Source organism: Cupriavidus sp. UYPR2.512, assembly GCF_000379565.1.
Classification (GTDB): domain Bacteria; phylum Pseudomonadota; class Gammaproteobacteria; order Burkholderiales; family Burkholderiaceae; genus Cupriavidus.
The window spans coordinates 322,387-336,958 of record NZ_KB902853.1; the positions used below are offsets into that span (position 1 = coordinate 322,387).

13 protein-coding genes and 4 tRNA genes are annotated in these 14,572 nt (G+C 66.5%); 3 read left to right on the forward strand and 14 right to left on the reverse strand.

The features are described from left to right. Window positions 1-26 precede the first annotated feature (26 nt). Together A3A5_RS0104215 and A3A5_RS0104220 are read right to left on the reverse strand one after the other, a co-directional pair. Window positions 27-112 (reverse strand) — tRNA-Leu (locus A3A5_RS0104215). 302 nt (window positions 113-414) lie between these two features. Then, window positions 415-1,509: a YeiH family protein gene (locus A3A5_RS0104220; RefSeq protein ID WP_018309387.1), complete on the reverse strand. Its 1,095-nt coding sequence runs from the start codon at window positions 1,507-1,509 to the stop codon at window positions 415-417. Window positions 1,510-1,607: 98 nt separating this feature from the next. Here A3A5_RS0104220 and A3A5_RS0104225 point away from each other — a divergent pair, with 98 nt between their 5' ends. Then, on the forward strand, window positions 1,608-2,537 hold the full coding sequence (locus A3A5_RS0104225) for a LysR family transcriptional regulator (RefSeq protein ID WP_018309388.1): 930 nt from the start codon (window positions 1,608-1,610) through the stop codon (window positions 2,535-2,537). An 18-nt stretch (window positions 2,538-2,555) separates the two neighbouring features. Here the strand turns inward: A3A5_RS0104225 and A3A5_RS37595 are convergent, their stop codons facing one another. The 6 genes from A3A5_RS37595 to uvrC all read right to left on the reverse strand — a co-directional run bounded on the left by A3A5_RS37595 (window position 2,556) and on the right by uvrC (window position 7,522). Next, window positions 2,556-3,788 (reverse strand): cation:proton antiporter, encoded by a 1,233-nt coding sequence (locus A3A5_RS37595; protein ID WP_018309389.1) that lies wholly within the window; start codon window positions 3,786-3,788, stop codon window positions 2,556-2,558. 382 nt (window positions 3,789-4,170) lie between these two features. Further along, window positions 4,171-4,244, reverse strand: a tRNA-Cys gene (locus tag A3A5_RS0104235). A gap of 121 nt (window positions 4,245-4,365) precedes the next feature. Beyond that, a tRNA-Gly gene (locus tag A3A5_RS0104240) sits at window positions 4,366-4,441 on the reverse strand. A 59-nt stretch (window positions 4,442-4,500) separates the two neighbouring features. Then, window positions 4,501-4,576 (reverse strand) — tRNA-Gly (locus tag A3A5_RS0104245). A 172-nt stretch (window positions 4,577-4,748) separates the two neighbouring features. After that, on the reverse strand, window positions 4,749-5,348 hold the full coding sequence (pgsA, locus tag A3A5_RS0104250) for a CDP-diacylglycerol--glycerol-3-phosphate 3-phosphatidyltransferase (protein WP_018309390.1): 600 nt from the start codon (window positions 5,346-5,348) through the stop codon (window positions 4,749-4,751). A 113-nt stretch (window positions 5,349-5,461) separates the two neighbouring features. Beyond that, window positions 5,462-7,522 (reverse strand): excinuclease ABC subunit UvrC, encoded by a 2,061-nt coding sequence (gene uvrC / locus A3A5_RS0104255; RefSeq protein WP_018309391.1) that lies wholly within the window; start codon window positions 7,520-7,522, stop codon window positions 5,462-5,464. Window positions 7,523-7,632: 110 nt separating this feature from the next. Between uvrC and earP the strand changes: the two genes are divergently transcribed. Further along, window positions 7,633-8,793: an elongation factor P maturation arginine rhamnosyltransferase EarP gene (earP, locus tag A3A5_RS0104260; RefSeq protein ID WP_018309392.1), complete on the forward strand. Its 1,161-nt coding sequence runs from the start codon at window positions 7,633-7,635 to the stop codon at window positions 8,791-8,793. Window positions 8,794-8,998: 205 nt separating this feature from the next. Beyond that, window positions 8,999-9,559, forward strand: coding sequence for an elongation factor P (efp, locus tag A3A5_RS0104265; protein ID WP_018309393.1), 561 nt, complete (start codon window positions 8,999-9,001; stop codon window positions 9,557-9,559). Between the two features lie 88 nt (window positions 9,560-9,647). Here efp and nagZ read toward each other — a convergent pair whose 3' ends face one another. The 6 genes from nagZ to rnc are packed head-to-tail and all read right to left on the reverse strand — an operon-like array spanning window position 9,648 to window position 14,572. Then, window positions 9,648-10,697 carry a beta-N-acetylhexosaminidase gene (gene nagZ, locus A3A5_RS0104270; RefSeq protein ID WP_018309394.1) on the reverse strand — a complete coding sequence of 350 codons (1,050 nt, stop codon included), beginning with the start codon at window positions 10,695-10,697 and terminating at the stop codon, window positions 9,648-9,650. Window positions 10,698-10,725: 28 nt separating this feature from the next. Next, entirely contained in the window at window positions 10,726-11,133 is a 408-nt protein-coding gene (gene acpS, locus A3A5_RS0104275; RefSeq protein ID WP_018309395.1) for a holo-ACP synthase, read from the reverse strand. Continuing rightward, the gene (gene pdxJ / locus A3A5_RS0104280) at window positions 11,130-11,912 is read right to left on the reverse strand and encodes a pyridoxine 5'-phosphate synthase (RefSeq protein ID WP_018309396.1); all 783 of its coding nucleotides are present in this window, start codon (window positions 11,910-11,912) and stop codon (window positions 11,130-11,132) included. Before pdxJ ends, acpS begins: the two co-directional genes overlap by 4 nt. A 41-nt stretch (window positions 11,913-11,953) precedes the next feature. Continuing rightward, window positions 11,954-12,847, reverse strand: coding sequence for a DNA repair protein RecO (gene recO, locus A3A5_RS0104285; RefSeq protein WP_018309397.1), 894 nt, complete (start codon window positions 12,845-12,847; stop codon window positions 11,954-11,956). A gap of 19 nt (window positions 12,848-12,866) precedes the next feature. After that, window positions 12,867-13,805 (reverse strand): GTPase Era, encoded by a 939-nt coding sequence (era, locus tag A3A5_RS0104290; protein ID WP_018309398.1) that lies wholly within the window; start codon window positions 13,803-13,805, stop codon window positions 12,867-12,869. Beyond that, window positions 13,802-14,572: a ribonuclease III gene (gene rnc / locus A3A5_RS0104295; protein ID WP_010814690.1), complete on the reverse strand. Its 771-nt coding sequence runs from the start codon at window positions 14,570-14,572 to the stop codon at window positions 13,802-13,804. The genes era and rnc overlap by 4 nt, the downstream gene beginning before the upstream one ends.

Genomic DNA, 14,572 nt, shown 5'->3' on the forward strand with positions numbered 1-14,572 from the left:
CAATGGCCAGGGCTTTGTTTTGCGTGTGGTGCCCGGAGCGGGAGTCGAACCCGCACGGCCAGAGGCCTCCGAATTTTAAGTCCGGTACGTCTACCAGTTTCGTCATCCGGGCAAGGCCGCGAGTATAGCGCGGCGTGCGTATTCCGTGCGTAACGTGCATCGCAAACGACCGCAAGCCAGCAATCCACAATCTCATCGCAAAACAAAAAAACACGCTAAATCAATGCGTTACGTTGCGAACTGAGTAAGTGGGTTGTGATGCTAATTGACTTAAAATCTGCCGCCTTTCCAGGCTTACGGGTTCGAGTCCCGTCGGCCGCACCAGGGCGCACAGCCGCCCCCCCTGCCTTCCCGGCCCCAAACAAAAAGGGAGCCATCGCCCCCTCTTCTGATGCCTTCAGGTCCGCGTGCGCATCACGCCATGGCATAGCACATCAGCGCGCCCACGCCCATCAGGAACACGAACAGCACACCGGCCAGCGCCAGCGGCTTGCGCCCGGCGCGCACCAGGTCGCCGATGCGGGTGTGCAGGCCGATCGCCAGCATCGCGCAGGCCAGCAGCCAGTTGTCCAGCGCGATCAGCGGCGCCTTCCAGGCAGTGGGCACGGTGCCGGCCGAGTTGACCGCCATCACCGCGACAAATCCCACCGCGAACCACGGCACCGACTTCAGGATGCCTTGCACGCGGCTGCCGCCGGCAGTGCCTTGCTCCGCTTGCTCGCCGCCCTGCGGCCACAGCGCCATCACCAGCAGCAACGGGCCCAGTGCCAGCACGCGCACCATCTTTGCCACCACGGCAGCATCAGCGGTCGGCTCGCTGATCATCTTGCCGGCGGCGATCACCTGGGCGACCTCATGCAGCGTCGCGCCGGTAAAGATGCCGAACATGCGCTCGCTGACGGCCCAGTGCCAGTGGCCTGTCGCCAGTTCGTAGAGGTAGGGATAAAGCAGCATGCCGACGGTGCCGAACAGCACCACCGTCGCCACCGCCACGGCGGTCTGCTTGTCGTCGGTGCGCACCACCGACGATACGGCGATGGCGGCGGCGGCCCCGCAGATGGCGCTGCCGGAACTGACCAGGATCGCTTCGCGGCGGCTCAGGCCGAAGAACGTCGTACCCACCCAGGTGCCGAACAGCAGCGTGGCCACCAGCATGGTCAGCGGCACCACGATGCCCGGCAGGCCCAGCGCGACGATCGAGGCAAAGGTCAGCCGCAGGCCGTACAGCGCCACGCCCAGGCGCAACAGGTAGTGGCGTGCGACCTGCATGCCGGGCGCCAGCGGCGCCAGCCAGTGGCGCGGCAGCGTATTGGCCGCGACCATGCCGGCGCACATGGCCAGCGTCAGCGCGCTGAGCCCATAGCGCGCCACGGCCGGATGCTCGGCCAGCGCAATCGCCAGCCAGGCAATGCCGCCCAGCGGGACCAGCGTCAGCAGGCGCTGCGACCACGGCGGCGGCAAGGCCGGCGCAGCGGCCGGGGTGGTGCGGGGGGTGGAAACGGAGGACATGGCAGGCTCGGGTCGTGTTCTTTAGTGACTCAAGCGTACTGGCACCCCTCTAACCCGTAAAACGGGTAATATCGTTATGTGTTATTGATTATTTCGATATGGACCACCGCCCTGACCCCCGGCCTGAACACCGCCCCCTGCGCCTGACGCTGCGCCAGCTGTCTGTCTTCGTTGCCGTGGCCCAGCATGGCAGCACCATGGCGGCGGCGCAGGCACTTGCGATGTCTCAGTCGGCCGTCAGCGCCTCGCTCGCTGAGCTGGAGCGCGCGCTCGACAGCCCGCTGTTCGACCGCGTGGCCCGCCGGCTCAGCATCAACGAGACCGGACGCCAGTTTTTCCCGCGCGCGCTGTCGCTGCTGGACCAGGCCCAGGAACTGGAGCGCTTTGCCACCCAGACCGGCGTGCAGCTGCGCATCGCGGCCAGCAATACCATTGGCAGCTACATCCTGCCGCCGCTGCTGGCGGGCTTCCGCCATTCGCGCAGCGGCCCGTGTACGCTGGATCTGCGCATCGGCAATACCCGCGAGGTACTGCAATCGTTACTGCAGTTCGACGCCGATATTGGCCTGGTCGAAGGCGCCAGCCATGAGCGCGACCTGCGCAGCGTGCGCTGGTGCGATGACGAGATGGTGGTGGTGGTCGGCCCCTCGCATCCGCTTGCGGCCGTGCCGCATGACCTGGTGGCGCTGCGCGATGCCGAGTGGATCGTGCGCGAGCCCGGCTCGGGCACGCGCGAGGTCATCGAGGAACGGCTGGTGCCGCTGCTGGGCGAGTTGCGCTTCGCGCTGGAGCTGGGAAACGCCGAAGCCATCAAGCGCGCCGTGATGAGCGGCTTCGGCGTCAGCTGCCTGTCGCTCCATGTGGTGCGCGATGAACTGGAACGCGGCACGCTGGTGGCGATCCGCGACGGCCTGCCACGCATCGAGCGGCCGCTGCAACTCGTGGTGCACCAGGACAAGTTCCCGACCCAGGGGCTGCTGGCCTTTACCGAATACCTGCGCACCATGGCGCCGCGGATCGGCGGCTGAGCGGCACCCAGGCTCCGGTCACGCCGGCTGCGGATCCGCGCTGCGATTGCGCCGCGCCGTGTACAGGTCGAGCAGGTGGAACAGCACCGGATTGAGCATGATCGACAGCAGCGCCCCGGCCAGGATCAGCGCCTGGCCGCGCTCGGGCAGGATCTTCAGGTAGACGCCGAGGCTGGCGAGAATGAATGAGAACTCGCCGATCTGCGCCAGGCTCACGGCAATGGTCATGCCGGTCTGCCCGGAATGCCCGAAGGCACGCACGATGCCCAGCGCCGCCAGCGACTTGCCTACCACGATGATAAACACCGTCGCCAGCACGCCCCACGGGTCGTTGACCAGCACCATCGGGTCGAACAGCATGCCCACGGATACGAAGAAAAGCACGGCGAAGGCATCGCGCAGCGGCAGCGACTCTTCGGCCGCGCGATGGCTGAACTCGGACTCCGCCAGCACCATGCCGGCGAAGAACGCGCCCAGCGCGAACGACACGCCAAAGAGCGCATAGGCGCCGTAGGCCACGCCCAGCGCCGTTGCCAGCACGCCCAGCCGGAACATCTCGCGGTTGCCGGTCCAGACGATGCGCTCCAGCATCCATGGGATAAAGCGCCGGCCGATCACCAGCATCACCGCGACGAAGGCGGCCACCTTGCCCAGCGTCGCGAAGATCGCGAACACCACGCCACCGGTAGCCGGCGCGGCCTCGCCCGATGCTTCGCCGGCACCCGCCAGCAGACCTGCCATGGCCGGCAGCAGCACCAGGGCCAGCACCATCGCCAGATCTTCCACGATCAGCCAGCCAACGGCGATGCGGCCCTGCGGCGACTCCACCAGCTCACGCTCCTGCAGGGCCTTGAGCAGCACCACGGTGCTCGCCACTGACAGCGCCAGCCCGTACACCAGCCCCTGCCCCCATGACCAGCCGAAGCCCCAGGCCACCAGCATGCCCATCAACGTGGCGATGCCGATCTGCACCACCGCCCCCGGAATGGCGATGCGCTTGACCGCCATCAGGTCCTTGATCGAAAAGTGCAGCCCCACGCCGAACATCAGCAAGATCACGCCAAGCTCAGCCAACTCTGGCGCCAAGGCCTGGTCGGCGGTATAGCCGGGTGTATGCGGACCGACCACGATGCCCGCGCACAGGTAGCCAATCAACGGCGGCAGGCGCAGCCGGCTGGCGATGGCGCCAAGGATAAAGGCCAGGACGATACCGCCGACGATGGTACTGATAAGCGGGGTGGCGTGATGCATGCGTGCGGGGTTCCTCGTGTCAGGGGCTGAACGGCTAACCGCTCCCTGCCCCGGCAACCACGACAGCGCACCCGGCGCGCACCAGCGGTCAGCGCGGGAAAGTCGCCGCAGCAGTCGGCAGCAGCATCGGAACGGGGAAGAACGGGAAGTGCCGCAGCGGCCCCGGACACGCCGGCGGCGCGTCACGGATCGGGGATGGGATTGACATGCTGCCCCGCTATCCATCACGCGGAGCCCCCCCGAAAAGCGTACGACAGGAGTAATGTAACATGCCCGCCACGTGCCCGAGGCGCGGAGATGGCGGACGAGCCGGTGCCTGCTTGCCTGAACGCGAGGCCCGGAAAACAAAAACGGCGCCGCGAGGCGCCGTTCTGCATGCAATTGGAGGCGGAGGTCGGAATCGAACCGGCGTACACGGCTTTGCAGGCCGCTGCATAACCACTCTGCCACCCCGCCAGGTGACGTGCTGCTGGATTGTATCCGCATTCAGCCGATGCTGCCGGAGCGCATCTTGCGGCAAACTGCTTGCGGCGACTCAACCCAAACAAAAAGGGAAGCGTTGCTTCCCTTTGGGGATTGGAGCGGGAGACGAGTCTCGAACTCGCGACCTCAACCTTGGCAAGGTTGCGCTCTACCAACTGAGCTACTCCCGCATACAACTTTTACTGCCAGCCCCGCATCGTGCGAGCACGCTGCCGGACCTTCTTTAACCTGGAGCGGGAGACGAGTCTCGAACTCGCGACCTCAACCTTGGCAAGGTTGCGCTCTACCAACTGAGCTACTCCCGCAGGGGCACTACCGAAATCCAACTAAGGTGATTTATGCCGCAACACGCTGCTATCTCACAACATCCTGCGCTAAACCAACCTTATCTCGCTGCTTTCGCTTGCGTCGTCAGCAACGAGAATGAGATTATGCAAAGAACTGCTCTCGCCGTCAACACCTTTTCAAAAATTCTTTTCACTTCTGCGCGCCGGCGCGCGCCACGATCCCGCTGCGCTCGCGGATCTGCGGCCAGGCAAGCTTCATGTAATAGAACATCGACCACAGCGTCAGCACCGCCGCCACGTAGATCATCCACGTGCCGAGCAGGTGGGCATCGAAGCCAAGCAGGCGGTCGCTGTACAGCAGCAGCGGGATCGCCACCATCTGCACCGTGGTCTTGAGCTTGCCGAGGAAGTTCACCGCGACGCTCTTGGAAGCACCGATCTGCGCCATCCATTCGCGCAGCGCTGAAATGGTGATTTCGCGCCCGATGATCACCAGCGCGATCAGGTCCGTGACCCGGCCCAGCGCCAGCAGCGAAAGCAGCGCCGCGGTCACCATCAGCTTGTCGGCGACCGGGTCCAGGAAGGCGCCGAACGACGAAGTCTGGTTCCAGCGCCGTGCAAGGAAGCCGTCCAGCCAGTCCGTGACCGCGGCGATGATGAAGAACGCCGCCGCCGTCAGGTTCTTGGTGTGCATCGGCAGCCATGCGTCGGGCAGGTAGAAGACCCCTACCACCAGGGGAATCATGGCGACGCGAAGCCAGGTCAGCAGGATCGGGAAATTGAAGGGCATGGAACTCGGGCGGCGGGGACGGTAACCAATTTTGCGATTGTCGCCGATTTCCGGGCCAATCGACCATCATTGGCCAATTTCCCACCCCGCACCGCTCCCGCGGCCCCGCGCGCTCAGTGCAACTGTCGGTAGATCTCTTCGGCCAGGCCGCGTGAAATGCCTTCGACACTGGCCAGCTCATCGATGCTGGCGGCCATCACGCCGCGCAGCCCGCCAAAACGGGTCAGCAGCTTCTGGCGCCGGCGCGCGCCGATACCCTCGATCTCTTCCAGCCGCGAAGTGGTGCGCGTCTTGGCGCGGCGCGCGCGCATGCCGGTGATGGCAAAGCGGTGCGCCTCGTCGCGGATCTGAGCCACCAGCATCAGCGCGGCGCTGCCCTGCCCCAGCTCCAGCGAGGGACGGCCATCGGCGAACACCAGCGTCTCCAGGCCGACCTTGCGGCCCTCGCCCTTGGCCACGCCGACCAGCAGCCCGATATCCAGCCCAAGCTCTTCGAACACCTGCCGCGCCACCTCGACCTGGCCCTTGCCGCCGTCGATCAGCACGATCTGCGGCACCTGCGCCGCGGCTTCGCTGCCGGCCTCCATGCCGCCATCTTCCTGGATCTGCTCGACCAGCTTCTGGTAGCGCCGCGTCAGCACCTGGCGCATGGCCGCGTAGTCATCGCCAGGGATGATGTCCTGGATGTTGTAGCGGCGGTATTCGCTGTTCTGCATGTCGTGGTGGTGGTACACCACGCACGACGCCTGGGTGGCCTCGCCGGCGGTATGGCTGATGTCGAAGCACTCCACGCGCAGCCGCGCCAGGTCTTCCAGGTCCAGCCCGATGGTTTCGGCCAGCGCGCGCGTGCGCGCCTCCTGGCTGCCCTGCTCGGCCAGCCGGCGCGACAACGCCAGCGCCGCGCCCTGCTGCGCCATCTCCAGCCAGACCTTGCGCTGGCCCTGCGGCTGGCGCACCAGCGTGACCTTGCGCCCGGCGTGCAGCGTCAGGGCCTCGAGCACCGTGGCATCGTCCGGCGCATGGCTGACGACGATGATAGGTGGCGCCGGTTGCTCCAGGTAGTGCTGCACCATGAAGGCCGACAACACCCGGGTGGCGATGCGGTCAACGGTCAGCGGCAGCGCGGCTGCGGCGCTGTCCGCCCCATCCTCGCGCTCCTCGGCGCGTTCGTCGGCATCCTCGACGATCATCGCCGCTTCGTCGGCATGGGCCGGGAAGTAGGCCTTGTCGCCCAGATGGCGGCTGCCGCGCACCATGGCCAGGTTGACGCAGGCACGCCCGCCCTCCACCGCCACGGCGAGCACGTCGATGTCGCGCGCCTGCCCGCCCACCTCTTCCACCGCCTGGCGCTTGAGCACGGTCGACAGCGCCGCGATCTGGTCGCGCACGGCCGCGGCCTGTTCGAACTCCAGCCGCTCGGCGTGCTGCTCCATCTTGCCCTGCAGGCCTTCCAGCACCTCGGTCTGGCGGCCTTGCAGGAAGCGCGCCGCGTTGGCGACGTCGCGCGCGTAATCCTCTTCGCTGATGGCGTTGACGCACGGCCCGGTGCAACGATGGATCTGGTGCAGCAGGCACGGCCGCGTGCGGTTGTTGAAGACGGTATCCTCGCAGGTGCGCAGCTGAAACACCTTCTGCAGGATCTGCATGCTCTCGCGCACCGCATAGGCGCTCGGGAACGGCCCGAAATACTGGTGCTTGCGGTCGGTGGCGCCGCGGTAATACGCCATGCGCGGGAAGCGGTGCCCGGTCAGCTTCAGGAACGGGTACGACTTGTCGTCGCGGAACAGGATGTTGTAGCGCGGCGCCAGCGCCTTGATCAGGTTGTTCTCAAGCAGCAGCGCCTCGGCCTCGGTGCGCACCACCGTGGTGTCGATGCGGGCGATACGCGCCACCATCATCGCGATGCGCGGCGACAGCTGGGTCTTGTTGAAATAGCTCGACACCCGCTTCTTCAGGTCGCGCGCCTTGCCCACGTACAGCACATTGCCGGCCGCGTCGAAATAGCGGTACACGCCCGGCAGGCCGGGCAGGCGGGAAATGACCGGGCGGGGATCGAACGGCTCCGGCGGCGCTTCAGCAGCCGCCTCGGCAGTCACCTCGGCTGGCCGGACGGCCGGCGTTTCGGGCGGAACTTCGTCGGCGGGTTTCGGGGAATCGGGTTGCTGGTCGGACATTGGGGACGGTGACCGCTACACGGCCTGCGCGCATTAAAACGGCATGGCCTCTAAAATCGCAAGTTTAGAGCAATTCAGCGCGCGCCCCGCCCATGCGCCCCTCACCTGTCATGCCTATCCGCTCCTGGGACATCTTCTGCACCGTGATCGACAACTTCGGCGACATCGGCGTCTGCTGGCGGCTGGCCCGCCAGCTCGCGCAGGAGCACGGGCACGCGGTGCGGCTGTGGGTCGATGACCTGGCGAGCTTCGCGCGGCTGGCGCCGGAATTCGATACCGGCACCACCGTGCAGCGCCTGGCGGGCGTGGAGATTCGTCCGTGGCGGCCGGGTGGCGATAGCGACGTGGATGACACCGCCGGGGTCGGGCCACACGATGCCGTCATCGAAGCTTTCGCCTGTGATGTGCCGCAAGCCTTCCTGGCCCGCATGGCCGCGCGCGATCCCAAACCCGCCTGGATCAATCTGGAATACCTGAGCGCCGAGCCGTGGGTGCGGGAGCATCATGCGATGCCTTCGCCCCATCCGCGGCTGCCGCTGGTGAAGCATTTCTTCTTCCCCGGCTTCGAGCCGGGCACCGGCGGCCTGCTGCGGGAATCGATACTGGGCGCGCAGCGCGCCGCCTTCCTCGGCGGCACGGCCGCCCAGGCGGCCTTGTGGCACCGGCTGAGCGTGACACCCCGGCCCGATGCGCTGCGCGTGAGCCTGTTTACCTACCGCAACCCGGCTCTGCCCGCGCTGCTGGAGCAATGGCGCGATGCCGCCGAGGCGGTCCATTGCCTGGTGCCCTCAGGCCTGGCCGCTGACCAGGCCGCCGAATGGCTGGGCGCCCCGCTGCGGATTGGCGACCCGGTGGAACGCGGCAGCCTGTGCGTGCAGCTGATTCCTTTCGTACGCCAGGAGCACTTTGACGAACTGCTGTGGGCGTGTGACCTCAACTTCGTGCGCGGCGAGGATTCCTTCGTGCGCGCGCAGTGGGCGGCGCGGCCCCTGGTCTGGCACATCTATCCGCAGGACGACGCTGCGCACCGGTTCAAGCTGGACGCCTGGCTCGACCTGTTCCGCCAGGGCGGCGTGGCGCCGGAGGGAGCATCCGCGCTGACGGACTTCTGGCACGCCTGGAACGGCTACGGCAATGCTGTCGACTGGGCGCGCCTGCGTGCGCAGCTGCCGGCACTTGCCGCGATCGCTCCGCGCTGGGAGCGGCGTTTGCAGCACCCCGGCGACCTTGCCGCCAACCTGGTGGCATTTTGCGAAAATCAGGTAAAATAACCGGTTGATCCAAATGGCGACCGGGCCGGAGAACCAGGGTCTTGCCCAGGCATTGAAACAACCTAGGGCAAAGGCCTGAAAGCAAGCTGGGCACGGGGTCGCGAGCGCGTGGATCCTGGCTCTCGCGGGCTTACCGCGGGCACGCCGGCAGCGCGCCTTCGCCATTCCAAATTCCTAGACTTAATTTTTCAGGAAATCAGTTCAGATGAAAATCGCACAGGAACTCCGCGTCGGTAACGTGTTCATGATCGGCGGCGATCCGATGGTCGTGCAGAAGGCCGAGTACAACAAGTCGGGCCGCAACGCCGCTGTGGTCAAGATGAAGTACAAGAACCTGCTGACGGACGCACCGGGCGAGTCGGTGTTCAAGGCCGACGACAAGTTCGAAGTCGTGGTGCTGGAGCGCCGCGAATGCACCTACTCGTACTTCGCTGACCCGATGTACGTGTTCATGGACGCCGACTACAACCAGTACGAAGTCGAGCAGGACAGCATGGGCGACTCGCTGAACTACCTCGAAGACGGCATGACCGTGGAAGTGGTGTTCTACAACGACAAGGCCATCTCGGTTGAAATGCCGACCACGCTGGTCCGTGAAATCGTCTACACCGAGCCGGCCGTCAAGGGCGACACCTCGTCGGGCAAGGTGCTCAAGGGCGCCAAGATCAACACCGGCTTCGAGCTGCAAGTGCCGCTGTTCTGCAACATCGGCGACAAGATCGAAATCGACACCCGCACCGGCGAATACCGCAGCCGCGCCAACTAAGGCACTGGCGCCACCCCGCTGCAACGCGGGGCCGGTCAATCAAAAATGGCAGCCTCGGCTGCCATTTTTGTTGCGCGCGACCCGCCGTTCAGGCGACCAGGTCGTATTCCTTCAGCGTGCGCAGCGCGGCGCGGTATTCGCCCTCCTGCTGTAGCTTGTTCCAGTCCATCGCCTTGCGGCGGGCGAACAGCTTGCGGATGCGGCGCTGCGAGGCCTTGTCGATGCCCGCGTCGAGTTCGCTCAGCAACTGGTCGGCACGCTCGGGGTGGTTGCAGATCAGCACCATGTCGCAGCCTGCGCTCAGCGCGGCACGCGCGGCCTCGGTGACATTGCCGGCGACACTGGCGCCTTCCATGCTGAGGTCGTCGCTGAAGATCACGCCCTCGAAGCCCAGCTGTGCGCGCAGCACGTCCTGCAGCCAGTAGCGCGAAAAGCCGGCCGGGTTCGGGTCGACCTTGGGGTAGATCACGTGCGCCGGCATCACCGAAGACAGCGACAGCCCCATCCACTCGTACGGGCGCGCATCCTGCGCCAGGATCTCGTCCAGCGAGCGCTCGTCGACCGGAATCGCCACGTGCGAATCGGCCTCGACGTAGCCGTGGCCTGGGAAGTGTTTGCCGCAGTTGCTCATGCCGGCCAGCAGCAAGCCGTGGTTCAGATGGCCCGCCAGCATCGACACCACGCGCGGATCGGCGTGGAAAGCGCGGTCGCCGATCACGGCGCTGCGGCCGTAGTCCAGATCCAGCACCGGGGTGAAGCTCAGGTCGATGTCGCAGGCGCGCAGCTCGGCGGCCAGCACGTAGCCGCAGGCGACTGCCGCCTTGGTCGCGGCCAGCACGTCGCGCTCCCACAGTTCGCCCAGGCGGTGCATCGCCGGCAGGTGGGTGAAGCCGTCGGTCTTGCAGCGCTGCACGCGCCCGCCTTCATGGTCGATGCAGATCAGCACGTCGTCGCGCACTGCGCGGATGGCACGCGTCAGCGCCTGCAGTTGCGCGCGCGACTCGAAATTGCGCGCGAACAGGATCACGCCGCCGGTCAGCGGATGCGCGATGCGGCGCGCGTCCTCCGCGTCGAGCTGCTTGCCGGCGACGTCGAGGACCACCGGGCCCGGCCGCTTGCCGGAGTTCTTCTTGGACATGGAAGTTGTTGGATTCACAAGGCTGTAGTTAGGAAGCCGCCCCGCCCGCACGCTCGGCAATGGCGAAGGCAACGGCAAAGTCATGCTCGTCACTGACACTGACCCGCACGGTGAGCCCGCGTTCCGCCAGCCATGCGGCCAGCTCGCCATGGCACACCGGCGTGGGCTCGCCGGACGGCAGGTTCATCAGCTCCATCGCGCGCCACGTCATCGGCCAGCGCATGCCCAGGCCGATGGCCTTGGAGAAGGCTTCCTTGGCCGCGAAGCGCGTGGCCAGGAAGGCCAGCCCGCGCTTTTCGGAACGCGCCTTGCGGGCGTGGTACTTGGCCAGCTCATCGGGGCCCAGCACCTTCTCGGCGAAACGGCCGTCGGTGCGTTCCATCACGCCCTGCACGCGGGCGATCTGGATGATGTCGGTGCCGACGCCGTAGATCACGCCGGGGCGCCCGCGGCAGGGTAGCGCGTGCCCAGGCGCGCGGCGACCATGATCGCCTTCATCTCGCGCACCGCATTCTCCCAGCCTGCGAACACCGCATGCGCCACGATCGCGTGGCCGATGTTCAGCTCCTTGATGCCGGGCAGCGCGGCGATCGGCTGCACATTGGTGTAGTGCAGGCCATGGCCGGCGTTGACTACCAGGCCGTGCTTCTGGCCGGCATCGACGCCATCCGCGATGCGGCGGAACTCGATCGCCTGCTGGTCCGGCGTATGCGCGTCGGCATAGGCGCCGGTATGCAGCTCGATCACCGGCGCGCCGCACGCGGCCGCGGCGGCGATCTGGTCAGCATCGGCGTCGATAAAGAGCGACACGCGGATGCCGGCACCGGCCAGCTGCGCGCATGCCGCCTTGACCTGCTCGAAACGCCCGGCCACATCCAGCCCGCCCTCGGTGGTCACTTCCTCGCGGCGCTCTGGCACCAGGCAGACATCCTGCGGACGGATCTCGCAGGCGATGGCGAGCATCTCCTGCGTGATCGCGCATTCCAGGTTCATGCGCGTGGCCAGTTGCGGGCGCAGCGCGCGCACGTCGGCATCGCGGATATGGCGGCGGTCTTCGCGCAGGTGCAGCGTGATCAGGTCGGCGCCGGCCTGTTCCGCCAGCAGCGCGGCACGGATGGGATCAGGGTACACGGTGCCGCGCGCGTTGCGCAGCGTGGCCACGTGGTCGATATTGACGCCAAGGTCGATGACGCCCGGATTTGCGTGGAAGATCATGCGAGCAGGTGCAGGAGTAAGTCGGGTGGTTCTTGAATCGGTCAGAGATACTGCAGGTCGATCAGAATCTGGCGCGTTTTCAGCGGCGCGCCTTGCAGATAATAATGCAGCAGGAACCGCATCAGCGCGCGGCTTTGCGCGGCGGTCTGCGCGCGGCTGTAATCGTCCTGCGCCATGTCCAGCAATGTCTGGCCAGTTACCACCGGCCACGACGACGGGTCGCTCGGCTGCGCGCGGCGCACGCCGCGCTCTGGCTGGTAGACATAGTCCAGGCCCGGCTGGACCCGCTCGCCGGTGCTCAGGCACTGGTCAAAGGCCACCGCGAAGCCGGTTTCCTGCAGCAGCACGCGTTCAAAGCTGCGCAGCACCAGCCCGGCCTGCTCGCCGTGCGCCAGCCGCGTCAGCGTCGTCAGGTAATGGCGGAACAAGGCCGGATGCGCGTCCTCGCGCGGGCAGAAGCGCATCAGCAGCTCGTTCAGGTAGAACGCCGACAGCAGCGCGTCGCCGGCCAGCGGCGGCATGCCGCCGACCCACTCGGCCTTGGTGAGCGTCTTGACCTCACCGCGGCCGCTCCACGATACGGAGACCGGGTGGAAGTGCTGCAGCACCGCGCGCAGCGCCGAATGGGGGCGCTTGGCACCCTTGGCCACCATCGAGATGCGGCCGTAGTCGCGCGTGAAGACGTCGAGGATCAGGCTGGTTTCGCGGTACGGCCAGGCGTGCAGGACGAAGCCGGGCTGTTCGGCCACGCGCGACTCGGGCCGGGCCGGCACGATCCGCATGGCGCGGTCCATCATCGCGCGCGCGGCCGCGTCGGCCATGCCGGGCAATGCCTTGCTGTCGAGCAGTTCGGCGGCCTCGTCGACCACCGGGTCGGCGCGCCGGGGCCGTGGCGCCGGCGCCGACGCGCGCGCGATGTCAGCCGTCTTGCTCACTGGTCGCTCGCCTGTTTGCTCACTCGTAGCCGTACGCGCGCAGCCCTGCCTCGTTGTCGGCCCAGCCGCTCTTCACCTTGATCCACATTTCCAGGTAGACCTTGCCGTCGAACAGCTTTTCCATGTCCAGGCGCGCCTCGGTGGAGATCTGCTTGAGCTTGGCGCCCTTGTTGCCGATGATCATGGCCTTGTGCGCATCGCGTTCGACCAGGATGGTGGCAAAGACGCGGCGCAGGCGGCCTTCGGTCTCGAACTTGTCGATGATCACGGTGCTGGTGTACGGCAGCTCGTCGCCGGTCCAGCGGAACACCTTCTCGCGGATGATCTCCGAGGCCAGGAAGCGCTCGCTGCGGTCGGTCATGGCGTCGGCGTCGTACATCGGCTCGCCTTCCGGCAGGTAGGGCCGGAGGATCCCGAACAGGCGCGCGATATGGTCATGGGTCTTGGCCGTCATCGGCACCACTTCGCGGAACGGGAACTGCTGCCCCATCTTTTCCAGGAAGGGCATCATCACTTCCGAGCGGTTCTCGCCGTTGACGCGGTCCAGCTTGTTGGCGATCAGCAGCACCGGCGTATTCTTCGGCAGCAGCGACAGCACCTTCTCGTCGTCGGCGCCGTAGTAGCCCGCCTCGACCACGAACAGGACCAGGTCCACCGACGACAGCGTGGACGTGACCGCGCGATTCAGCGAACGGTTCAGCGCGCTGGCGTGGCGGGTCTGAAAGCCCGGCGTGTCGACGAACACATACTGCGCGTCATCCGTGGTCTGGATGCCGACGATGCGGTGCCGCGTGGTCTGCGCCTTGCGCGAGGTGATGCTGATCTTCTGGCCGACCAGCGCGTTCATCAGCGTGGACTTGCCCACGTTGGGGCGGCCAACGATGGCCACGGTGCCGCAGCGGAACGCCGCGGCCGGGGTATCCGCCGCGTCTTGCTGCGGATGGGTAGATTCGGTCATTCCTTCAACCTGAGAGACAGCTGTGGGTCTTGCGGCACGGGTTGCTTGCGGGTCTTGCCGGTGCGCTCGGCGCGGCTGCGCTTGAGCAGCTGCGGCACCAGCTTCTGGACTTCATCCAGCGCCAGCTTGGCGGCCGCCTGCTCGGCGGCGCGCCGCGAGGCGCCGGTGCCGAACACCCGGACTTCCAGTTTAGGCACCGTGCACTCGACTTCAAACTGCTGGCTGTGCGCGGCCCCGTGTGTGGCGATTACGTTATATTGCGGCAGGGCAATCTTGTGGCCCTGCAGATATTCCTGCAGCAGGGTCTTGGCGTCCTTGCCCAGTGTGCGCGGATCGACCTGCTCCAGGATCGGGATATAGAGCTTGCGGATCAGCGCCCGGGCAGCATCGAAGCCGGCGTCCAGGAACACCGCGCCGACGATGGCTTCCAGCGCATCGGCCAGGATCGACGGGCGGCGAAAGCCGCCGCTCTTGAGTTCGCCCTCGCCCAGGCGCAGGGTATCGGACAACTGCAGCATCTGGGCGATCTCGTACAGCGCCTGCTGCTTGACCAGGTTGGCCCGCACGCGCGACAGGTCACCCTCGTCGAGCTTGCCGAACATGCCATAGAGCATGTCCGCCACGGCGCAGTTGAGCACCGAATCGCCCAGGAATTCAAGACGTTCGTTGTGCTGGGCGCTGTGGCTGCGGTGCGTCAGCGCCTGTTGCAGCAATTCGGGCTTGCTGAATCGGTAGCCGAGTCGTTGCTGCAAGGCGTCGAGGTTCAT